A 16398-nucleotide genomic window follows, 5' to 3' on the forward strand; every position below is an offset into this window, starting at 1 on the left:
CTTGCCCAATGCTACCATCCCCGTATCCCTCAGGCTAGAGGGTAACGATCTTCAACGTGTTGCTGCCGCCGGGTTGTCCCATCGGTTCGCCGAAAGTGACCGCGATCGTTTCCCCTGGTGCAGCCCAGCCGTTCGACACAAGGAGCGTGCGTATCTGTGTGAGGAGCATTGCCGGGTCGGACGCGGGGTTCAGGTCGAAGCGAACTGGCGTGACTTGGCGGAAGAGGGTGAGGTGGCCGAAGGTCACCGGGTCGGGGGTGAGGGCGTAGATGGGGAGAATGCTTGCGATGCGGCTCATCCAGAGTGCGGTCGCGCCCGATTGGGTGAGCGCGACGATCGCTTTCACCCCTAGGTGGTAGCCCGACCAGACGGCGGAGACCGCGATCGCTTCGTCGACGCGGTGAAAACGCCGCCCCAGGAGCTCCTGGTCGAGGTGGGCGTCGTTCGACGCGTCGGCTTCGGCGCAGACGCGCGCCATCGCTTCGACTGCCTCGACCGGGTACTGGCCCGCTGCGGTTTCGGCCGAGAGCATCACCGCGTCGGTGCCGTCGAGCACCGCGTTCGCGACGTCGGAGACCTCGGCCCGGGTCGGGACGGGGCTATGCACCATCGATTCCATCATTTGGGTGGCGGTGATCGACAGGCGGTTCATTTCCCGTGCGCGGCGCAAAATGCGCTTTTGTAACGCCGGCACAGCAGCATCGCCCACCTCGACCGCGAGATCCCCACGCGCGACCATCACGCCGTCGCTCGCCTCCAGAATCGCGTCGAGGTTAGCGATCGCTTCGACCCGTTCGATTTTGGCGATCAAACGGGCGCGGCTCCCGGCAGCGCGCGCCAAGTGCCGCGCTTCGTGCATCTCTTCGGCGTGCTTGACGAAAGAGACCGCGAGGTAATCGACGCCGATTTCGGCAGCGAGCGCGATATCGGCACGGTCTTTCGCAGTGAGCGCTGGCGCCGAAAGCCCGCCACCCAGTTTGTTGATCCCTTTGTGGTTCGAGAGGGTGCCGCCAACAAGCACCTGCGTGATGAGCGCGTCTGCGCACTTTTCGACGATCTGCAAGCGAATTTTGCCGTCGTCGAGGAGCAAGATGTCGCCGACCTCGACGTCGTCGATCAGTTCCGGGTAGTCGAGCCCAACCCGGGTGGCGTCACCCGGGGCGAGGTCGCAGTCGAGCCGAAAGCGTTGCCCTTTGCTCAGAGTAACAGCGTTGGTGGTGAACCGGCCGATGCGGATTTTCGGTCCTTGGAGGTCGCCCAGGATGCCAACGGGGCGTTGGGTCTGCTGTGCGAGCGCACGCACGAGCGACGCCCGGGCGCGGTGCTCGTCCGCGGTTCCGTGCGAAAAGTTGAGGCGAACGACGTCGACGCCGGCAAGGAGCAGCCGTTCGAGCGTGGCGGGATCGCTCGAAGCGGGGCCTAGCGTCGCGACGATTTTGGTGTGGCGCATCTTCCGTTTCCGTAAGTGAGATGAAAGTCGATGGTGATCCGTTCCGATGCAAACGGGCGAAAACGACTGTCGGCGAAACGTTGGTGTTCGGGGTGGGTGCGGAAATGGGCGAGTGCCTCTGGGGTGGCAAACGTCATCGCCCAGAGGTAAGGATAGGGGGCGTTGGGGGTTTCGGCAACCCCGGCAGCGATGCGCCGCACTCCGGGGAGCGCCCCGAGCGTTGCGACCCCCTCTGCCTGCATCGCGGCGACGTCCGATACGTCCGATGACCAGCAGTGAAAGATCACATGTTCGACCGGTGTGACCATGGGCGCGACATCGAGCACGGCATTGGCGTGCCCCGCCGCACCCCAGACGCGGCAGGTGCGTTCCACTTCAGCGGCGATCGCCTCCCGCGCAGCAAGGCGCTGTTCGTCCCAGCGCCGATAGTCGATAGCCGCTGCTGCTGCCGTTTCGACCAGTGCGGTATAGTAATTGATCTTGTTCGCGCCCGCGGCAACGAGCGCACGAAACTGTTCGTCCGAAAGGCCGGTGCCGCCATGGATCACGAGTGGCGTTCTGGGCAACCGGGCGCGGATTGCAGCAAGCCGTTCCAAGTCGAGTTGCGGTTCGCCACGAAAGCGGCCATGCACGGTGCCGATCGAAACGGCGAGCCAGTCGCAACCGGTCTCGGTGACGAACGCTTCGGCCTCGTCCGGTTCCGTATAGCGGATGGCACCCGGGTGGAGTTCGGCGTCCTTCCCCTCTTCCCCAGGAACATAACCGATTTCACCCTCCAACGGGAAGCCGACGGCATGGGCAAGCGCGGCGGCGCGGCGGGTGAGCGCAACGTTTTCTGCCCATTCGAGGTGCGAACCGTCGATCATCAAACTGGTGTATCCGAGTTGCGTCGCGCGAACCAGACGGTCGAGCGTCGTGCCGTGGTCGTAGTGGATCGCAACCGGTACCGGGGCGGCAGCAGCGGCTTCGACGACGGCCGCAAGCAGGGTCGCTTCGTCGAATTGGTCGGTGTGGACCTCGGCGATGCTGATCAGCACGGGTGCTTCAGCACGTTGGGCACCCAGGAGGACGCCTTCGAGCATCGTGGTGTCGAGGATGTCGTACGCGCCGATCGCATACCGGTTCGCGACGGCGTGTTGCAAAAGGGCGCTGGCTGCGACGAGCACGGTGTTGGACTCCTCTTCGGTATGCTTCTCCGTCAGGCTGTGGTTGGTGGGACGGCGCTCGCGGCCCAGCGCGTCAGCAAGGCCCAGGTGACGACCCCTTCGCCGCGCCCCTGGGGGGTGCGGAGCCAACGCGCCGGAAGGTCAGGTTCCCCGAGGTGGTCGACCACCGCAAAGGCGCCGGGATACTCCGGCGCTTTGCCGTATTCGCTTTCGGTGACGAGTACCGGGATTCCCGCGGCGGCAGCGGCTTGTGCGCCGTGTGCGGTGTCTTCGATCGCGATCGCCTCACTGGGCGCAATGTCCAAGCGTGCAAGGGCGACGTGGTAGGCTTGCGGATCGGGTTTTTTCTGCGGCGCTTCGCGCGCGGTGATGATTGCGGCAAAGGGGGGCGCGTCGTCCGGCCACAACGCCGCGAGCAGTGCGGCGACGTTTTCCGGGCTGGTGGTGGTGACGATCGCAACGCGCGCACCGCTTGCGGCGGCTTCCTGCGCCAAGCGAACGACGCCGGGGCGCAACGGCAGCGCGCCCTGCGCGAGCATCTGCGCATAGCGCACGTTCTTGTCGCGGTGGATCGTCGCGATCGCATCGGGGTCGAGCACGATCCCAGCGGCTTCGTGCGGATAGGCGCTTTGAAAGTGGGCGATTCGCTCGCGCCCGCCCGCAACGCGCAGAAGCTCGGCGTAGCGCTGCGGCGTCCACCGCCAGGGAAGCCCTGCTGCGGCGAAGGCTTCGTTGAAGGCGCGGCGGTGGAGCGCTTCGGTTTCAGCGAGGGTACCGTCGACGTCGAAGAGTAGGGCTTTGACCATAAGAAGTCCTTGTCAGCGAGTCAGCGCCGCAAAAAGCCGCGGCAACCGTTCGGGAAGTTTGTCCACCCGGTCGATCACGGTGTAGTGTTTGCCGAAGATCTGCGCGACGTAACGGTCGGCTCCGGGGTCGAGGGTGAGGCAGTAGGTATAGACGCCGTTTCCCCAGAGTTCATCGACGGCACGGCGCGCGTCTCGCCGCAGGTGGTTGGGGTCCCGTTCGTCGATGTCGGCCGGCTCTCCGTCGGTGACGAGCAAAAGGAGCTTGCGCTTTTGCGGTTGCTGCTTGAGCAACGTTCCGGCGTGGCGCAACGCCGCGCCCATCCGCGTGGAAAACGCGCCGTTGATCCCTGCAAGCCGTTTTTTCGCGTTTTCGCCCCACCGTTCGCCGAACCGTTTGATCGGGTAGAGGCGCACGTCTTCCCGCCCGTCGGAATGGAAACCCAGAATCGCAAGCGGATCGCCGATGCGTTCGATCGCTTCGGCCAGAAGCAGCGTCGCGGCGCGGGACGCGTCGAGTACCGAGTGGTGCGCACCGTGCGGCGTCTCGTTCGTCGACGCCGAGAGGTCGAGGAGCAGGCAGACCGCGATGTCGCGTTTAAGCAGCTTATGGCGCAACGTGATCCGTGGGTCGAAGGGTAGCCCCGCGCGGGCGTGGACCATTGCGTCGATCGCCGGGGTGAGGTCGAGTTCGTCGCCATCTTCGAGTTTGCGCTCGCGCTGTACCCCTTGCGGGCGCAGCCGTTCGACGATTTTCCGTAGCCGCTTCACTACCGGCAGGTGTTCACGGTAGAGGGCGTCGAGCGGTTCGAGTTCGCCCAACGGCGCAGGGTATTCGAAGCAACTGACCCAGTCCGGTCGATAGCATTGGGCGCGCTCGTCCCATTCGTCGTAGAAGAAGGGGCCAGCGATGCGCGGGCTGCCGTATTTTTCCTGAAAGGTGATGCCGTCGTCGTCGTAGATTGGGGTGGCGGGAACCCAGATTTCGTCGGGGGTGTCGCTCTGGGTTTCGGTGTCGACCTCGTTGATGAATTCCATCAGCGGAACGATGCGCCGCAGCGGCTGGCGCCGCATCGCGTGGAGTTTCCGGGTCAGCGACTCAGCGTCGAAGTGCCAGACGATCCGGTTGTCGTCGCGGTAACCCAGCGGGAGCGCTTCGACGTCGCGCGCCATCGGGGTGCCGGCGTCGGTGGCTTCGAGCGCGGCGCGCAGGGGTTCGAGCAGCATCCGCACGTGCTTTCGGCTCGCTTCTGCAGGGCAGGCGATCGCATCGACGATGCGCTCGGCACACGCGGCAAGCGGTTCCGGTAGCGGCGCGTCGACGGGGTCGGTACGCCAGCCCCAGCGGTGGTAACAGTGGTCGATGAGGGTAAGGAGCCACTGCGCCGCAGGATGGCGGTTTGGGGGTGGGGCGCTGTGGCGGGCGAGTTCGGCCCACGCGTGGCCAAGGCCAGGGAAGGCCTGGGCGGCGGCATATTCGACGCGCAGATCTTCGAGGAACCCGTAGAGCGCACGCTCGAGCGAACCCAAGCCGCGCGGGTCGTGCGCACCACCTCCATAGACGAGGTGCGCCGCCATGTGGGCGGCGATCGCGCGATAGACGGCGGCCCCATCCAGCGCGCCGACGCGATCGACGGCGTCTGGAAGGTGCAGGACGAAGTCGTCGATATAGGGGCGAAATTCGTTGCGGTCGGCTTGGTTCGGTTTGAGCCAGAAGTCGCGCCCCCAGAGCGCCCGCAGGTAGGCGTTGAGTTTGCGATGGATATCGACGAAGAGGGTGCCGCGTCGCTCCTCCTGCAGCTTCGCTTTCGCTTCGGCGCTTTCGAGCGAGAAATAGGCGGTGAGTGCTGCGGTATCCTGACGGTGGAGTTCGGCGCCGAAGAGCGCCCAGCGGCGCAAACCCCCAAGCGTCAAGGTATCCAGAAGCGGTTCGAGATGGGCAAAGAGCGGGCGCAACGCGCGTGGGGCAAGGCTCGCCAATTGGTGGACGAAGGTGAGGTAGTTGGTGAACAGGTCGGCGTCGCCAAGCCGCCGTGCAACCAACGGGAGGGTAGCCAGAAAGCGCTCGATCACTTCGCCTGAGGTCATCGAAGCTAATTTCGCCGCTTCACGCCGAGCTGCTTCCGCCGCGTCTTCGCCAACTTCCCGCGCGATCGCAGGTGCGGCTTCCAGGTAGGCGAGCGCAAGTTTTTCGCCCCGCCCGAGGTTGAGGAGTGCTTCCACCCCGCGGCGGTAGTATTCGCAACCCGCCGGAGAGAAGTGCTTGGGCGCTTCCAGCGCAAAGCGCACGACCAGTTCGCGGTGGGGTTCGGCAAAGCGCGCGACGAGCGCTTCCCATTCGGTGGGCGGTTGCATCGCTTCGCTCCTTGGGTTTCCGTTCAGGCAAAGAGCGTTTGCGCGGCGGCGCGCAGCGCGTCACGCAGGTCGGGGTCGTCGGTGATCGGGCAGATGAGCGCCATTTCGCACGCGATGAGGGGCGCGATCCCTTTGGTGATCAGCGACCCGGCATAGACGAGGAGCCGTGTGGAGATCCCTTCGTCGAGCCCATGCCCTTTGAGGTGGCGCGACCGGATCGCCACTTCGACGAGCTTTTTCGCAGTGGCCGCATCGACGCCCGATTCGTGCGCGACGATCTCGCTCTCCACTTCCGGCGCGGGATAGTCGAAGTCCATCGCCGCGAAGCGCTGTTTGGTCGAGGTTTTGAGGTCCTTCATCGCCGATTGGTACCCGGGGTTATAAGAGATCACGATCTGAAAGTCCGGGTGGGCTTCGACCACTTCCCCTTTTTTGTCGAGCGGCAGGATGCGGCGATGGTCGGTGAGCGGGTGGATCACCACGGTGGTGTCTTGCCGCGCTTCGACCACTTCGTCGAGGTAGCAGATCGCTCCGATGCGCGCCGCGGTGGTGAGTGGTCCGTCTTGCCAGCGGGTGCCCTCTTTGTCGAGGAGAAAACGGCCGACGAGGTCGGCAGCGGTCATGTCTTCGTTGCACGCGACCGTGATGAGGGGTTTGCCGAGCTTCCACGCCATGTATTCGACGAAGCGTGATTTGCCACAGCCAGTGGGGCCTTTCAGCATCATCGGGATGCGGTTCGCGTACGCGGCTTCGAATCGTTCGATTTCGTCACCGACCGCATGGTAATAGGGTTCAGAACGGACGAGGTACTGGTTGCGAAGGTCCATAGCAGGCCTCCTCTCAGCAATGCAGCAAGTAACGCCCCGGGGCACGCGAGCGACCCGGGGCAGCTTTCGATTACTGCGCCGGACGGTAGACGAGCATCGCGGTGCCCTGCGTCTGGCGAATGTTGTCGTAGCCGATCAATTTGATCAGATGGTTCGGGTTGGAGCGTTTGCACGCTTCGATTTCGGCGATGATCTTGTCGACGTCGGTTTCACCGAACATCGGCAATTTCCACATGTACCAGTAGTGGAGTATCGCGTTTTCCGGCTCGCAATGTTCGATTGCCGGGTTCCACCCTTTACTGACGATGTATTCGATCTGCTTGCGGATCTCCTCAGCGCTCATCTGCGGCAGGTAGGAGAAGGTCTCGAAGCGTTTGCTCTTCGGGTCGTTCAAGCGGCTGGGGTAGTCTTGCACGTCCCGGATCATATCTTGTGTTTCGCTCATCGTTGGCTCCTTTAGCGGTGTTGCACGTCGAGTTTATCGACGGTGTCGAAATCGAATTTGACCTCTTTCCAGGTCTCCATCGCAACCTTGAGCTCCGGACACGATTTCGCGGCTTCGGTGAGGATCTCGCGCCCCATCTTCTCGATCGGCAAGCCTTCGTTGCGGGCTTTGACGCACGCTTCGAGCGCGACGCGGTTCGCGCACGCACCGGCGGCGTTGCCCCACGGGTGGCCGATCGTGCCACCACCGAATTGCAGCACCGAGTCGTCACCGAAGATCGAAACGAGCGCGGGCATGTGCCAGACGTGGATCCCGCCGGAAGCGACCGGGAACATCCCCGGCATCTGCCCCCAGTCTTGGTCGAAGAAGATGCCGCGGCTTCGGTCGGCCTTGACGTAGCGGTCGCGCATCAGGTCGATCCAGCCGAGGGTCGCGGCGCGGTCACCTTCGAGCTTGCCGACTACGGTACCGGAGTGGAGGTGATCGCCGCCGATGAGCCGCATGATTTTTGCGAGCACGCGGAAGTTGATCCCGTGTTTCGGGTTGCGGTCGATCACCGCGTGCATCGCACGGTGGACGTGGAGCAACATCCCGTTGTCGCGGCACCATTTCGACAAGCTTTGCGTCGCGGCCCAGCCGACGGTGAGGTAGTCGATCATGATGATCGGGGTGCCGATCTCTTTCGCGAATTCGGCGCGCTTGTAGATCTCTTCCATCGTCGGGCCGGTCACGTTCATGTAGTGGCCCTTGCGCTCGCCGGTTTCCGCTTGCGCCTTCTCGATCGCTTCCTGGCAGAAGAGGAAGCGGTCGCGCCAACGCATGAAGGGTTGCGAGTTGACGTTTTCGTCGTCTTTGGTGAAGTCGAGTCCACCGCGCAGACACTCATAGACCGCACGGCCGTAGTTCTTCGCCGAAAGGCCGAGTTTCGGTTTGATGGTGCAGCCCAAAAGCGGACGGCCGTATTTGTTGAGTTTGTCACGCTCCACATAGATGCCATGGGGTGGCCCAGGGCAGGTGGTGACGAACCAGAGGGGGATCCGAACGTCTTCAAGGCGCAGGCTGCGCACCGCTTTGAAGCCGAAGACGTTGCCGACGAGCGACGTGAAGACGTTCACCACCGATCCCTCTTCGAAGAGTCCCATCGGGTAGGCGATGAACGCGTAGAAGGCTTCGTCGTCGCCAGGAACGTCTTCGATCGCGTAGGCGCGCCCTTTGTAGTAGTAAAGGTCGGTCAACAGGTCGGTCCAGACGGTGGTCCAGGTGGCGGTGGAGGATTCCGCAGCGACCGCAGCCGCAGCCTCTTCGCGCGGAACGCCCGGTTGCGGCACGATCTTGAACACGGCAAGGAAATCGGAATCTTTGGGAACGTAGGTCGGTTCCCAATAGGTTTCGCGGTACTCTTTTACCCCCGCTTCGTAACGTTTGGGTTGGCTCATCGGTAACCTCCTGACTGGTGGATCGTTCATGCGCCGTGGGGCGCTGAGAAGAACTATACGGCAGAATGTTTTTTTTGTAAATTTTATTGTTTTGTCTATTTTTTTAATTTTTACTGAATAATGGCCCATTCGATGTGGTGCGCGGAGCGGGTGGCTGCTTCCTAAAAGTGGTGTCGTCTGCGGGACGATCGCCACGCCGTTATAATTGCAGCCACATTATGGGAGTGTTGGCTATGAGCGAACGGTGGCGCCCCGGTTTGACGGTGGCGGCGGTGATCGAACGCGAAGGGCAGTTTCTGCTGGTTGAGGAAGAGACGCCAGAAGGGGTGCGCTTCAACCAACCCGCTGGCCATGTCGAACCGGGTGAGACGTTGGTCGCGGCGGTGGTCCGTGAGACATTGGAAGAGACGCGATTTCATTTCACCCCGAAAGCGGTGGTGGGGGTCTACTTGTGGCAAAAGCCCGGGTCCGAGACCGCGTATCTGCGTTTCGCGTTCAGTGGTCAGTTGGGGACTGAGGAGCCGAACCGCGCGCTCGACTCCGGGATCATTCGCCCGGTGTGGTTGTCGCGCGACGAGGTCGCAGCGCTCGCGCAAGCCGGGCGAACCCGCAGTCCGTTGGTTTTGGCAGTGATCGACGATTGGCTTGCGGGGCGTCGCTACAGCCTCGATGTGGTTCGGTTGTGGCGGGACGGAGTTGGGTTGGTCGTGTGACGGTGTGCGGATCGCCGCAGCCTGTTGGATGCGCCTGTTCGTTGCGAATTGCTGGATAACGGAGTATCGAGGAACACGATGACGCAAGAACACGGGGCCACGGTGGTGGCCGAGTTGGGATTGACCGAAGCGTGGCAGACGATTCCCGAGGGGGAGGGTCGCCATGTGGTCGTGGGGCTTTCCGGTGGCGTCGATTCGGCGGTCACCGCCTGGTTGCTCAAAACGCGCGGTTGGCGTGTCACCGGCGTCTTCATGAAAAATTGGGAGGACGACGATACCGAAACCCATTGCACGAGCCGTGCCGACTGGATCGACGTGGTGAGCGTCGCTGATCGGTTGGCGATCGAGGTCGAGCACGTCAATTTTGCGGCGCAATACCGCGAACGGGTCTTTCAGGAATTCCTCGACGAGTATGCGGCAGGGCGTACGCCGAATCCCGACATCCTCTGCAATTCGGAGATCAAATTCGCCGCGTTTTTGGATTACGCATTGGGGTTGGGTGCCGAGGCGATCGCGACCGGCCACTACGCGGCGGTTCGTCCGTGGCGCAATGAGGATGGTTCGGTGACCTATCAGCTCCTGAAAGGAACCGATAGCACCAAGGATCAGAGTTACTTCCTGTACCGCCTCAATCAGGCGCAACTCAGCAAAGCGCTCTTTCCCTTAGGGGCGTTCTACAAACGGGACGTGCGTAGGCTGGCGAAAGCGATCGGTTTGCCGGTCGCGGAGAAAAAGGACTCGACCGGGATCTGCTTCATCGGGGAGCGGTCGATGCGGACCTTCTTGAGCCGCTATTTGGCAGCGCAACCCGGGGAGATTCGTGACCTGGAAACGGGCCAGGTCCTGGGGCAGCACGCAGGGTTGATCTACTACACGCTGGGGCAGCGTCAAGGGTTGGGCATTGGGGGCGTCAAGGGGCGCGACACGGACGGGAACCACCAACCATGGTTCGTCGCGAAGAAAGATTTGGCGAACAATGTGCTCTATGTGGTCCGCGGTCACGACCATCCGGCGCTTTTCGCCGATCGCTTGCGTGCGGTTCGTTGCCATTGGATCAGTGGTCGTTTACCGCATACCCATTGGGTCTACAGCGCGAAACCGCGTTACCGAACGCCCGATGCGCCGTGCGAGATCGAAGCCGTTTCGGAGGCCGGCGAGATGACGCTGGCGTTTGCCACACCGCAGTGGGCATTGACGCCCGGGCAGAGCGTCGTCGTCTATGAGTCGCGGGTCTGTTTAGGCGGTGGCGTGATCGACAGTGCCAGGTCCGCCGAGGGGTGAGCCCACCGAAGCAGTTACTGCCGAAGCCGGTTGCGGGACGGCTGCGAGGGAGAACGGGGCGGTTGCGCGGTCGCCAACGATCAGATGGTGGGTGGTGATCTGCAGCTGCCCGGACGCGAAGTGTTCGCACCGCTCCAAGAATTGTTCGGTGCTCTTCGGCATCGGGGTGCGCGCGCGGGTGATGTGCGAGATGAGCGCCTGACCGTCGCGAACGAGCCGCTCCCCGTCGGCGATCAAGAGCAGTTCGTCACGAGACGGGGGATGGTTGAGTCGCGGTTTGTAGTGGAGCACGTTTTCACTGGCTACGACGAATTCGGACCAGACTTCGAAAATCTCGGGGTCGGTTCGTAGCGTCTCGACTTTGACTTTGGCAGCGGTGGCCAACCGGTGCAGATGCGCAGTCAACCCCTGGAAAAAGGGGTGGGTGCCGATGGTTCGTACCATGGTGTCGACGATGCGGTCGATATCGCGCATCGTCCAGGCGATTTTGAGGTAGCGCGTTTCATAGAAATCGGCAATCGGCACCGAAAAGGCGCGAAACGGTTCGCCCCACAGTTCGTCGATCCCCTCTTCGCCGCTGCGGTGTAACACAAGGCGGCCGAGCGCAAGCGCTTCTCTGAGGCAATTGCCGCATTCGCGCATCAGTTCGTTCGACGAGCTGATCTGGACGCCCTGTTCCTGGAGTTCGACCAGATGGGTGAAGATGTCGGTGGCGCGGTTGAAGAGCGCACCTGCGAGCATCGCGCCTTTGACCCGCTTCTTTTGCGGGTCGGTTTCGCTTTCGAATGCGGCACGCGCCTCCTCCAGCCGTTTGCCCGGGACGTTGAGGCCATGTTCGACGTGGTTGAAGAGTCGCCGGGTCAGGTCGCGAATCAGCGTCTTTCGTGCCCACAGTTCATCTTTCGGGATCGGGTAGGTCTTGACCCAATACCCGTCGTAATAGACCCGTTCGACGCCGTCGATGACGCGGCGAGTACCGTTTTCTACCAGGGACATGGCGGTTTCGGTCCATTCGCTGTGATGGAACGAGTGTACTCCGGTTGATGCTGCGCTGCAATATGTCCCTGCCCCCTCATTCTGCAAGGTCCGGATGGATCACCGCGCGCAATTGGACTGGCCGCGGGTGGAAGGGGCGGACGCGGAACCACCAAAGGCTGGCCCGAGGGAAAGCCCAGGGTAGGGGCGATTCGGTCAAGAGATACGCTGCAGTCTGCCCGATCCCGGGTTGGTGACCGACCAAGAGCAGTGACCGTTGCGGTGCTGGCCATCCCAGTACGTCGAGGACACGGCTCACTGGCGAACCCGGCGCGATCGCGGGTTCGGTGGTGAAATGCGCAGCGAAGTGTTGCAGGGTTTCTTGCGCGCGCCGCGCGGGGGAGGCAAGCAGCGCCAGATTTTTCGGCGCATGGCGTTGCAACCAGTGCGCGACGCGCTTCGCCTGTGTGTGTCCTTCCGGTGTCAGGGGGCGAGCCAAGTCGTCGTCGAATCCCGCTTCGGCTTCGGCGTGGCGCCAAAGCAACAGGTCGATCACGGTGGTCATTTCGTCGTTTCCTCCCAAGATTCGTGAAACCAGGTGCGCAAATCGTTTCTGAGCGTTTCGCATGGCAATACCGAGCGCGCATGGTGCCACGCGAGCACCGCGGCAGCGCCAACCGCCAGCCGGTCGCTGCGGCGCAGATAGGGGGCGAGCTGGTGCTGCGCGCCCTCCCAGTCTTGGGCGGCGCCAAGGAGATCGAGCGCATGTTTGACGCGCGCCATTTCCCGCCGGTAGGCCCGTTTGGGAAGGAGCGCGCGGCTCCATTCCAGCAGGTAGCGCCACGATTTGAGCGCGATGCGAACCCGATGGCGGCGCTCGGAAGTGGGATCGGCTTCCCACTGGTCGATACGGTGACGGACGCGGCGGCGGGTTCGGTGCCAGAGGGTGCGTACGAACGGTTCCAGGGGGTCGGAAGAGAAGCTCGATGGTTTTGCGGCAAGAAGGCGCAGGCTCGTGTCAAGCCAGAGCTGTCCGAGTGCGCGGTAGGGAAGCGCAGCGGCACGGTGGCAGGGTGGATGGAGGACTTCGGCCAGGCACGCGATCTCCTGCTGTGCCACCGGGCACGCAGTGTGTGCCGGGCGGATGATCGCATCGACGAGCACGTCACGATCACGCCGTGTGCCCAATGGGCGCGCCACGGATGCGATGTACGCGCGCAGCGCATCGGCAAGTGGCGCGCCAAGCCACGGTGCGAAATGGGCGAGCAGCGTGCGGCTGCGCCGCAGCGCAATGCGCAGTTGATGCAGCGCTTCTGGGTCGTGGTGTTGGGCGTACAAGGTCATGTTGGCGCCACCATGGGCGACGCAGGACCACCACGCGGTGAAAAAAGCGTCCGCGATCGACATCTCGGCAGACCACCGGGGCGGTTTGGTTTTGAATGCGGTTGCGGCGTCGCCTGTAAGGAGCGCAAAGCCCCGGGCCGCTTTGGAACGAGGTTCCGGCCAGAGCGCCACCGTTTCGGCAAGGGTTCGCGCGAATTCCAAAAGGGAGGGGAATGGTGCAGTGGGGCTTTCGATTTCGAGCTCGCACAGTGGCACCGTTTGAGTGCCGGTGGTGATCACGCCGCGGTCGAATGCCACTTCCGCTTCGCCGCCTACCAATGCGATCGGCCAGGTGGTGCGGCGAAAGCGGGTCGACAGGATGGGGCGGAGCTGAAGAGCGGTGTGATGCAGAAGGTCACGAATGGCCCGTGGGGCGACCCGTTCGAAGAGCGGTTCCAGCCAGGGCGGGAAAGCGGAAAGCTCCGCAGGTTCCGCAAGTGCCGCTTCGGCGAGCGGAGCGGGTATCGCGCATTCCCACTCCCCCCGTTCGGTAAAGCCGCTTTGGTCCGCGCTTTCGGTTTTCACCGTCGCAGAATAGTGGTCCTCGATGCGACGCAGCCGCACCGCGACGCCAGCACGAGCGAGTTGGTGGTCACCGGTGTCGAAGTAGTGGGTTTCGATCTGCCGGGTGGTGGCGGGTGCCGCGGCAAGCAGCGGATGGTTTTTGAGTTTGCCCGCGTCGCGCGGCAAAAGGGAGAGCTTCAATTCACGTTCGGTCGCCATCGATGGCTTTCTCCCAGTGCACCGCTTCAGGGTTACGGTAGGTCCGTTTCGCTGCGCCCAATTTGGACGCAGGCACGGTATGTGCGAAGAGATGGTGCCAAAGTGCTCGGACTGGTTCGGTTCGGTCGGTGATGTTTTCGGCAGGGACGACCGCCGGTTTTTCGTCGAGGCGCAAGCGGTGTTGTTCTCGCCGCAAATGGCGGTAGGTTTCGGCAACCGCTTCGGCGAGGGCCGTGGGGATCAAATGGTGTTTGGCTGCACGCAAAAGCAGCGCGATGTTCCCAGCGTTTTCGGCAAGTTCCGGATCGTGGGGCGCATGGGCAAGTACCAGGTATTGCACCAGGAATTCGACATCGATGAGGCCGCCAAAGTCGTGCTTGAGGTTGAATTGACCCGCTTTGGCCGGGTGTTCGGCGCGTATCTTTTCCCGCATCGCAACGATTTCGCCCGCCAAGCGGGTTGTGTCCCGTTCGATCGCCAAGATGAAACGGCGCAGCGCTTCGAAGTGCTTTCCCAGTGCCGGGTCGCCAGCGGCAAAGCGGGCGCGGGTGAGTGCCTGATGCTCCCAGGTCCATGCCGATTCGATGAGGTAATCGACCATGCGAGCGAACGGGGTTGCTGGCAATCCGGATTCGCCGTCGGGGCGGAGCCGCAGGTCGATCTCGAACAGCTCCCCTGCTGCGGTGCGGGTGCTCCACCAGGTGGCGAGCCGCTGCGCGAACCGGCAGTAGCTGTCGAGCGCGTCGGGGTGGTCGTCGTCGAAGAGATAGACCAGATCGAGGTCGCTGGCGTAGCCGAGCTCTTTGCCGCCCAATTTTCCATAGGCGATCACCGCGAAGTGTGGGGTTTCGGTATGGCGACGGCGAAGCGTTTTCCAAACGAAAGGCAGACTTGCGTCGAGCACCGCATCGGCAAGTGCCGAGAGGTGGTCACTGAGCCGTTCGACGGTCAGTCGCCCTGCCAGGTCTTTGAGGAGCAAGCGAAAAAGTTGCGCGTGGTGCGCTTCGCGCAACCAGTTCATCTGCGCTTCGGTATCGTCTGCGCGCAACACGAGTTGCTCCGTGAGGGCGCGTTGAAATTCGGCCCAATTGGGTACCTCGTCCAACGCACGGGCGTCCAACGCTTCGTCGATCAAGATCGGATGGCGGGCCAAATAGGTGGCGGCCCAGCGGCTGCTCGCAACGATCTTGGCGATCTGCTCGAGCGCTTGCGGGTATTCGTCGAGGAGCGCAAAATAGCTGGTGCGTCCGCCAATGGCTTCGAACAGGTCGATGAGGCGCGCGAGGACCGTATCGGGTGCTGGAAACTGCGCGGCCGCGGTGAGTGCGTGCGCCACGATTTGATCGCGGCGGCGGCGCGAAGCGGGTGAGATCGCCTGCAGTCGCGGATGGTTTTTGAGCGCTTCCAAGCGAAGTGCGAGGGGGCGGGGGTCGGCATAACCCAGCGCTTCCAGAGCCTGAGCGTATTCCGCCTGGTCACCCGCGGCGAACCAAGCGCCGTCGTATGCCTGCTCCGTCTCTTCTTTGCCAAAGAGTGCATCGAACGCTTGGCTGACGAATTCCCGATGTTGATCGAGCGCAGCACGAAACGCATCCCAATCCGCAAACCCCATCGCTTCGGCAAGCAGGGTTTGACGTTCGGTTTCTTTGGGGAGTTCGTGCGTCTGCGCGTCGTGCCAATATTGCAAACGGTGTTCCACACGGCGCAGAAAGCAATATGCGGCATCCAAACCGGCTTGGGTTTCGGGAGTGATCAGCCCGCGTTCGGCAAGCAGGCGCAACACGGTACGCGTCGGCCGAACCTGAAGCGCCGGATCGCGGCCGCCTCGGATGAGCTGATGCACCTGGGCGATGAATTCGATTTCGCGAATGCCCCCGCGCCCCAGTTTGATGTGGTCTTGGCGGTCTTTGCGCGCCACTTCACGGCGGATTTGAGCGTGGAGGTCGCGCACCGCTTCGATCGCGCCGAAGTCGAGATATTTTCGGTAGACGAACGGCCGCGTGAGATTTTCCAACTCCTGCCAACGCTCACCGGTGATCGCTCGGGCTTTGATCCACGCGTACCGCTCCCAGGTACGGCCTTGGGTCATCAGGTAGTCTTCGAGCATCTCGAACGAAACGACGAGTGGGCCGGAGTCCCCATGAGGGCGCAGGCGCATATCGACGCGAAACACCCACCCGTCTCCTGTGGGCTCAGCAAGGGTTTGGATGAGGCGCCGCCCCAATTTGGTGAAAAATTCGGCGTTGCTGATGATCCTGGGGCCAGCCGTTTCCCCCTCTTCGGGATAGACGAACACCAGATCGATGTCGGAAGAGACGTTGAGTTCGCCGCCCCCCAACTTCCCCATCCCTACGATCAGGAGCTCTTGTTCCCACCCCCCTTCCGATTGCGGGCGGCCGGTGCGCTCGGCGAGCGCGGCGTAGTGGTGCTCGTACGCGTGGCGAATGGCACATTCGGCGAAGTGGGTCATTGCGCCGGTGATCTCTTCGAGCGGCGCAGCCAACGCCAGATCGCGTATGGCACAGTGGGAAAAAACCGCGGCGCGCATCTGTCTGAGGCGCGCATCGAGAGGGATTTCGGAAGCATTCGGCGCAAAAGGAGGGTTTTGCAGAAAATCCTCTAGGATTGCGGTCGTCAGCGGATGCATGACGGTTTTTTCAAGCCACTCTTCAAGCCAAGACCGGGCCGAAAGGAGGTGCGCCAGGTGCGGGGAATAGCGGACGGCTGTCGACAGCCAGCTGGAAAAAGCAACGGTCACGGTCGTTACGTCTCATCCCAAGGGAGTGCGCCCATTATAATGGGTAGCAGCGCTACAAGGATGACAGCAAGGAGGATCGACGC

General features: G+C 62.8%; 13 protein-coding genes. 2 read left to right on the forward strand and 11 right to left on the reverse strand.

Annotated elements, in window-relative coordinates; all coding sequences use genetic code 11:
* Positions 1–34: 34 nt before the first annotated feature.
* From pyk to HPTL_RS04340, 7 genes are all read right to left on the reverse strand, one after another.
* A complete protein-coding gene (pyk, locus tag HPTL_RS04310) occupies positions 35–1450 on the reverse strand; it encodes a pyruvate kinase (RefSeq protein WP_119334876.1) in 1416 nt (471 codons plus the stop codon).
* A complete protein-coding gene (locus HPTL_RS04315; RefSeq protein WP_197713778.1) occupies positions 1420–2616 on the reverse strand; it encodes a class II fructose-bisphosphate aldolase in 1197 nt (398 codons plus the stop codon). Before HPTL_RS04315 ends, pyk begins: the two co-directional genes overlap by 31 nt.
* A 32-nt stretch (positions 2617–2648) precedes the next feature.
* Positions 2649–3422 carry an HAD-IA family hydrolase gene (locus HPTL_RS04320; protein ID WP_119334877.1) on the reverse strand — a complete coding sequence of 258 codons (774 nt, stop codon included), beginning with the start codon at positions 3420–3422 and terminating at the stop codon, positions 2649–2651.
* Positions 3423–3434: 12 nt separating this feature from the next.
* Complete coding sequence (locus HPTL_RS04325; protein ID WP_119334878.1) at positions 3435–5774, reverse strand: nitric oxide reductase activation protein NorD; 2340 nt, start codon at positions 5772–5774, stop codon at positions 3435–3437.
* A 23-nt stretch (positions 5775–5797) separates the two neighbouring features.
* On the reverse strand, positions 5798–6601 hold the full coding sequence (locus tag HPTL_RS04330; RefSeq protein ID WP_119334879.1) for a CbbQ/NirQ/NorQ/GpvN family protein: 804 nt from the start codon (positions 6599–6601) through the stop codon (positions 5798–5800).
* A 70-nt stretch (positions 6602–6671) separates the two neighbouring features.
* Positions 6672–7025 (reverse strand): ribulose bisphosphate carboxylase small subunit, encoded by a 354-nt coding sequence (locus tag HPTL_RS04335; RefSeq protein ID WP_119336071.1) that lies wholly within the window; start codon positions 7023–7025, stop codon positions 6672–6674.
* 32 nt (positions 7026–7057) lie between these two features.
* On the reverse strand, positions 7058–8482 hold the full coding sequence (locus HPTL_RS04340; RefSeq protein WP_119334880.1) for a form I ribulose bisphosphate carboxylase large subunit: 1425 nt from the start codon (positions 8480–8482) through the stop codon (positions 7058–7060).
* A gap of 233 nt (positions 8483–8715) precedes the next feature.
* Between HPTL_RS04340 and HPTL_RS04345 the strand changes: the two genes are divergently transcribed.
* The gene (locus HPTL_RS04345) at positions 8716–9195 is read left to right on the forward strand and encodes an NUDIX hydrolase (RefSeq protein WP_119334881.1); all 480 of its coding nucleotides are present in this window, start codon (positions 8716–8718) and stop codon (positions 9193–9195) included.
* Between the two features lie 78 nt (positions 9196–9273).
* Positions 9274–10476 (forward strand): tRNA 2-thiouridine(34) synthase MnmA, encoded by a 1203-nt coding sequence (gene mnmA / locus HPTL_RS04350; protein WP_119334882.1) that lies wholly within the window; start codon positions 9274–9276, stop codon positions 10474–10476.
* On the opposite strand, the gene HPTL_RS04355 is transcribed toward mnmA, so the two are convergent.
* From HPTL_RS04355 to glnE, 4 genes are all read right to left on the reverse strand, one after another.
* Positions 10432–11472, reverse strand: coding sequence for a hypothetical protein (locus tag HPTL_RS04355; protein WP_197713780.1), 1041 nt, complete (start codon positions 11470–11472; stop codon positions 10432–10434). The genes mnmA and HPTL_RS04355 overlap by 45 nt on opposite strands.
* Positions 11473–11548: 76 nt before the next feature.
* Entirely contained in the window at positions 11549–12016 is a 468-nt protein-coding gene (locus HPTL_RS04360) for a SixA phosphatase family protein (RefSeq protein WP_197713781.1), read from the reverse strand.
* Complete coding sequence (locus tag HPTL_RS04365; protein WP_119334883.1) at positions 12013–13557, reverse strand: CYTH and CHAD domain-containing protein; 1545 nt, start codon at positions 13555–13557, stop codon at positions 12013–12015. Before HPTL_RS04365 ends, HPTL_RS04360 begins: the two co-directional genes overlap by 4 nt.
* Positions 13541–16315, reverse strand: coding sequence for a bifunctional [glutamate--ammonia ligase]-adenylyl-L-tyrosine phosphorylase/[glutamate--ammonia-ligase] adenylyltransferase (glnE, locus tag HPTL_RS04370; RefSeq protein WP_119334884.1), 2775 nt, complete (start codon positions 16313–16315; stop codon positions 13541–13543). Before glnE ends, HPTL_RS04365 begins: the two co-directional genes overlap by 17 nt.
* Positions 16316–16398: the final 83 nt, after the last annotated feature.

This window comes from Hydrogenophilus thermoluteolus (assembly GCF_003574215.1).
Classification (GTDB): domain Bacteria; phylum Pseudomonadota; class Gammaproteobacteria; order Burkholderiales; family Rhodocyclaceae; genus Hydrogenophilus; species Hydrogenophilus thermoluteolus.

What these genes read in the sequence shown, in the direction of transcription:
- pyk (WP_119334876.1), bottom strand. Translation starts at nt 1,450, where the DNA reads ATGCGCCACACCAAAATCGTCGCGACGCTAGGCCCCGCTTCGAGCGAT.
- HPTL_RS04320 (WP_119334877.1), bottom strand. Translation starts at nt 3,422, where the DNA reads ATGGTCAAAGCCCTACTCTTCGACGTCGACGGTACCCTCGCTGAAACC.
- HPTL_RS04325 (WP_119334878.1), bottom strand. Translation starts at nt 5,774, where the DNA reads ATGCAACCGCCCACCGAATGGGAAGCGCTCGTCGCGCGCTTTGCCGAA.
- HPTL_RS04330 (WP_119334879.1), bottom strand. Translation starts at nt 6,601, where the DNA reads ATGGACCTTCGCAACCAGTACCTCGTCCGTTCTGAACCCTATTACCAT.
- HPTL_RS04340 (WP_119334880.1), bottom strand. Translation starts at nt 8,482, where the DNA reads ATGAGCCAACCCAAACGTTACGAAGCGGGGGTAAAAGAGTACCGCGAA.
- HPTL_RS04345 (WP_119334881.1), top strand. Translation starts at nt 8,716, where the DNA reads ATGAGCGAACGGTGGCGCCCCGGTTTGACGGTGGCGGCGGTGATCGAA.
- mnmA (WP_119334882.1), top strand. Translation starts at nt 9,274, where the DNA reads ATGACGCAAGAACACGGGGCCACGGTGGTGGCCGAGTTGGGATTGACC.
- HPTL_RS04355 (WP_197713780.1), bottom strand. Translation starts at nt 11,472, where the DNA reads ATGTCCCTGGTAGAAAACGGTACTCGCCGCGTCATCGACGGCGTCGAA.
- HPTL_RS04360 (WP_197713781.1), bottom strand. Translation starts at nt 12,016, where the DNA reads ATGACCACCGTGATCGACCTGTTGCTTTGGCGCCACGCCGAAGCCGAA.
- HPTL_RS04365 (WP_119334883.1), bottom strand. Translation starts at nt 13,557, where the DNA reads ATGGCGACCGAACGTGAATTGAAGCTCTCCCTTTTGCCGCGCGACGCG.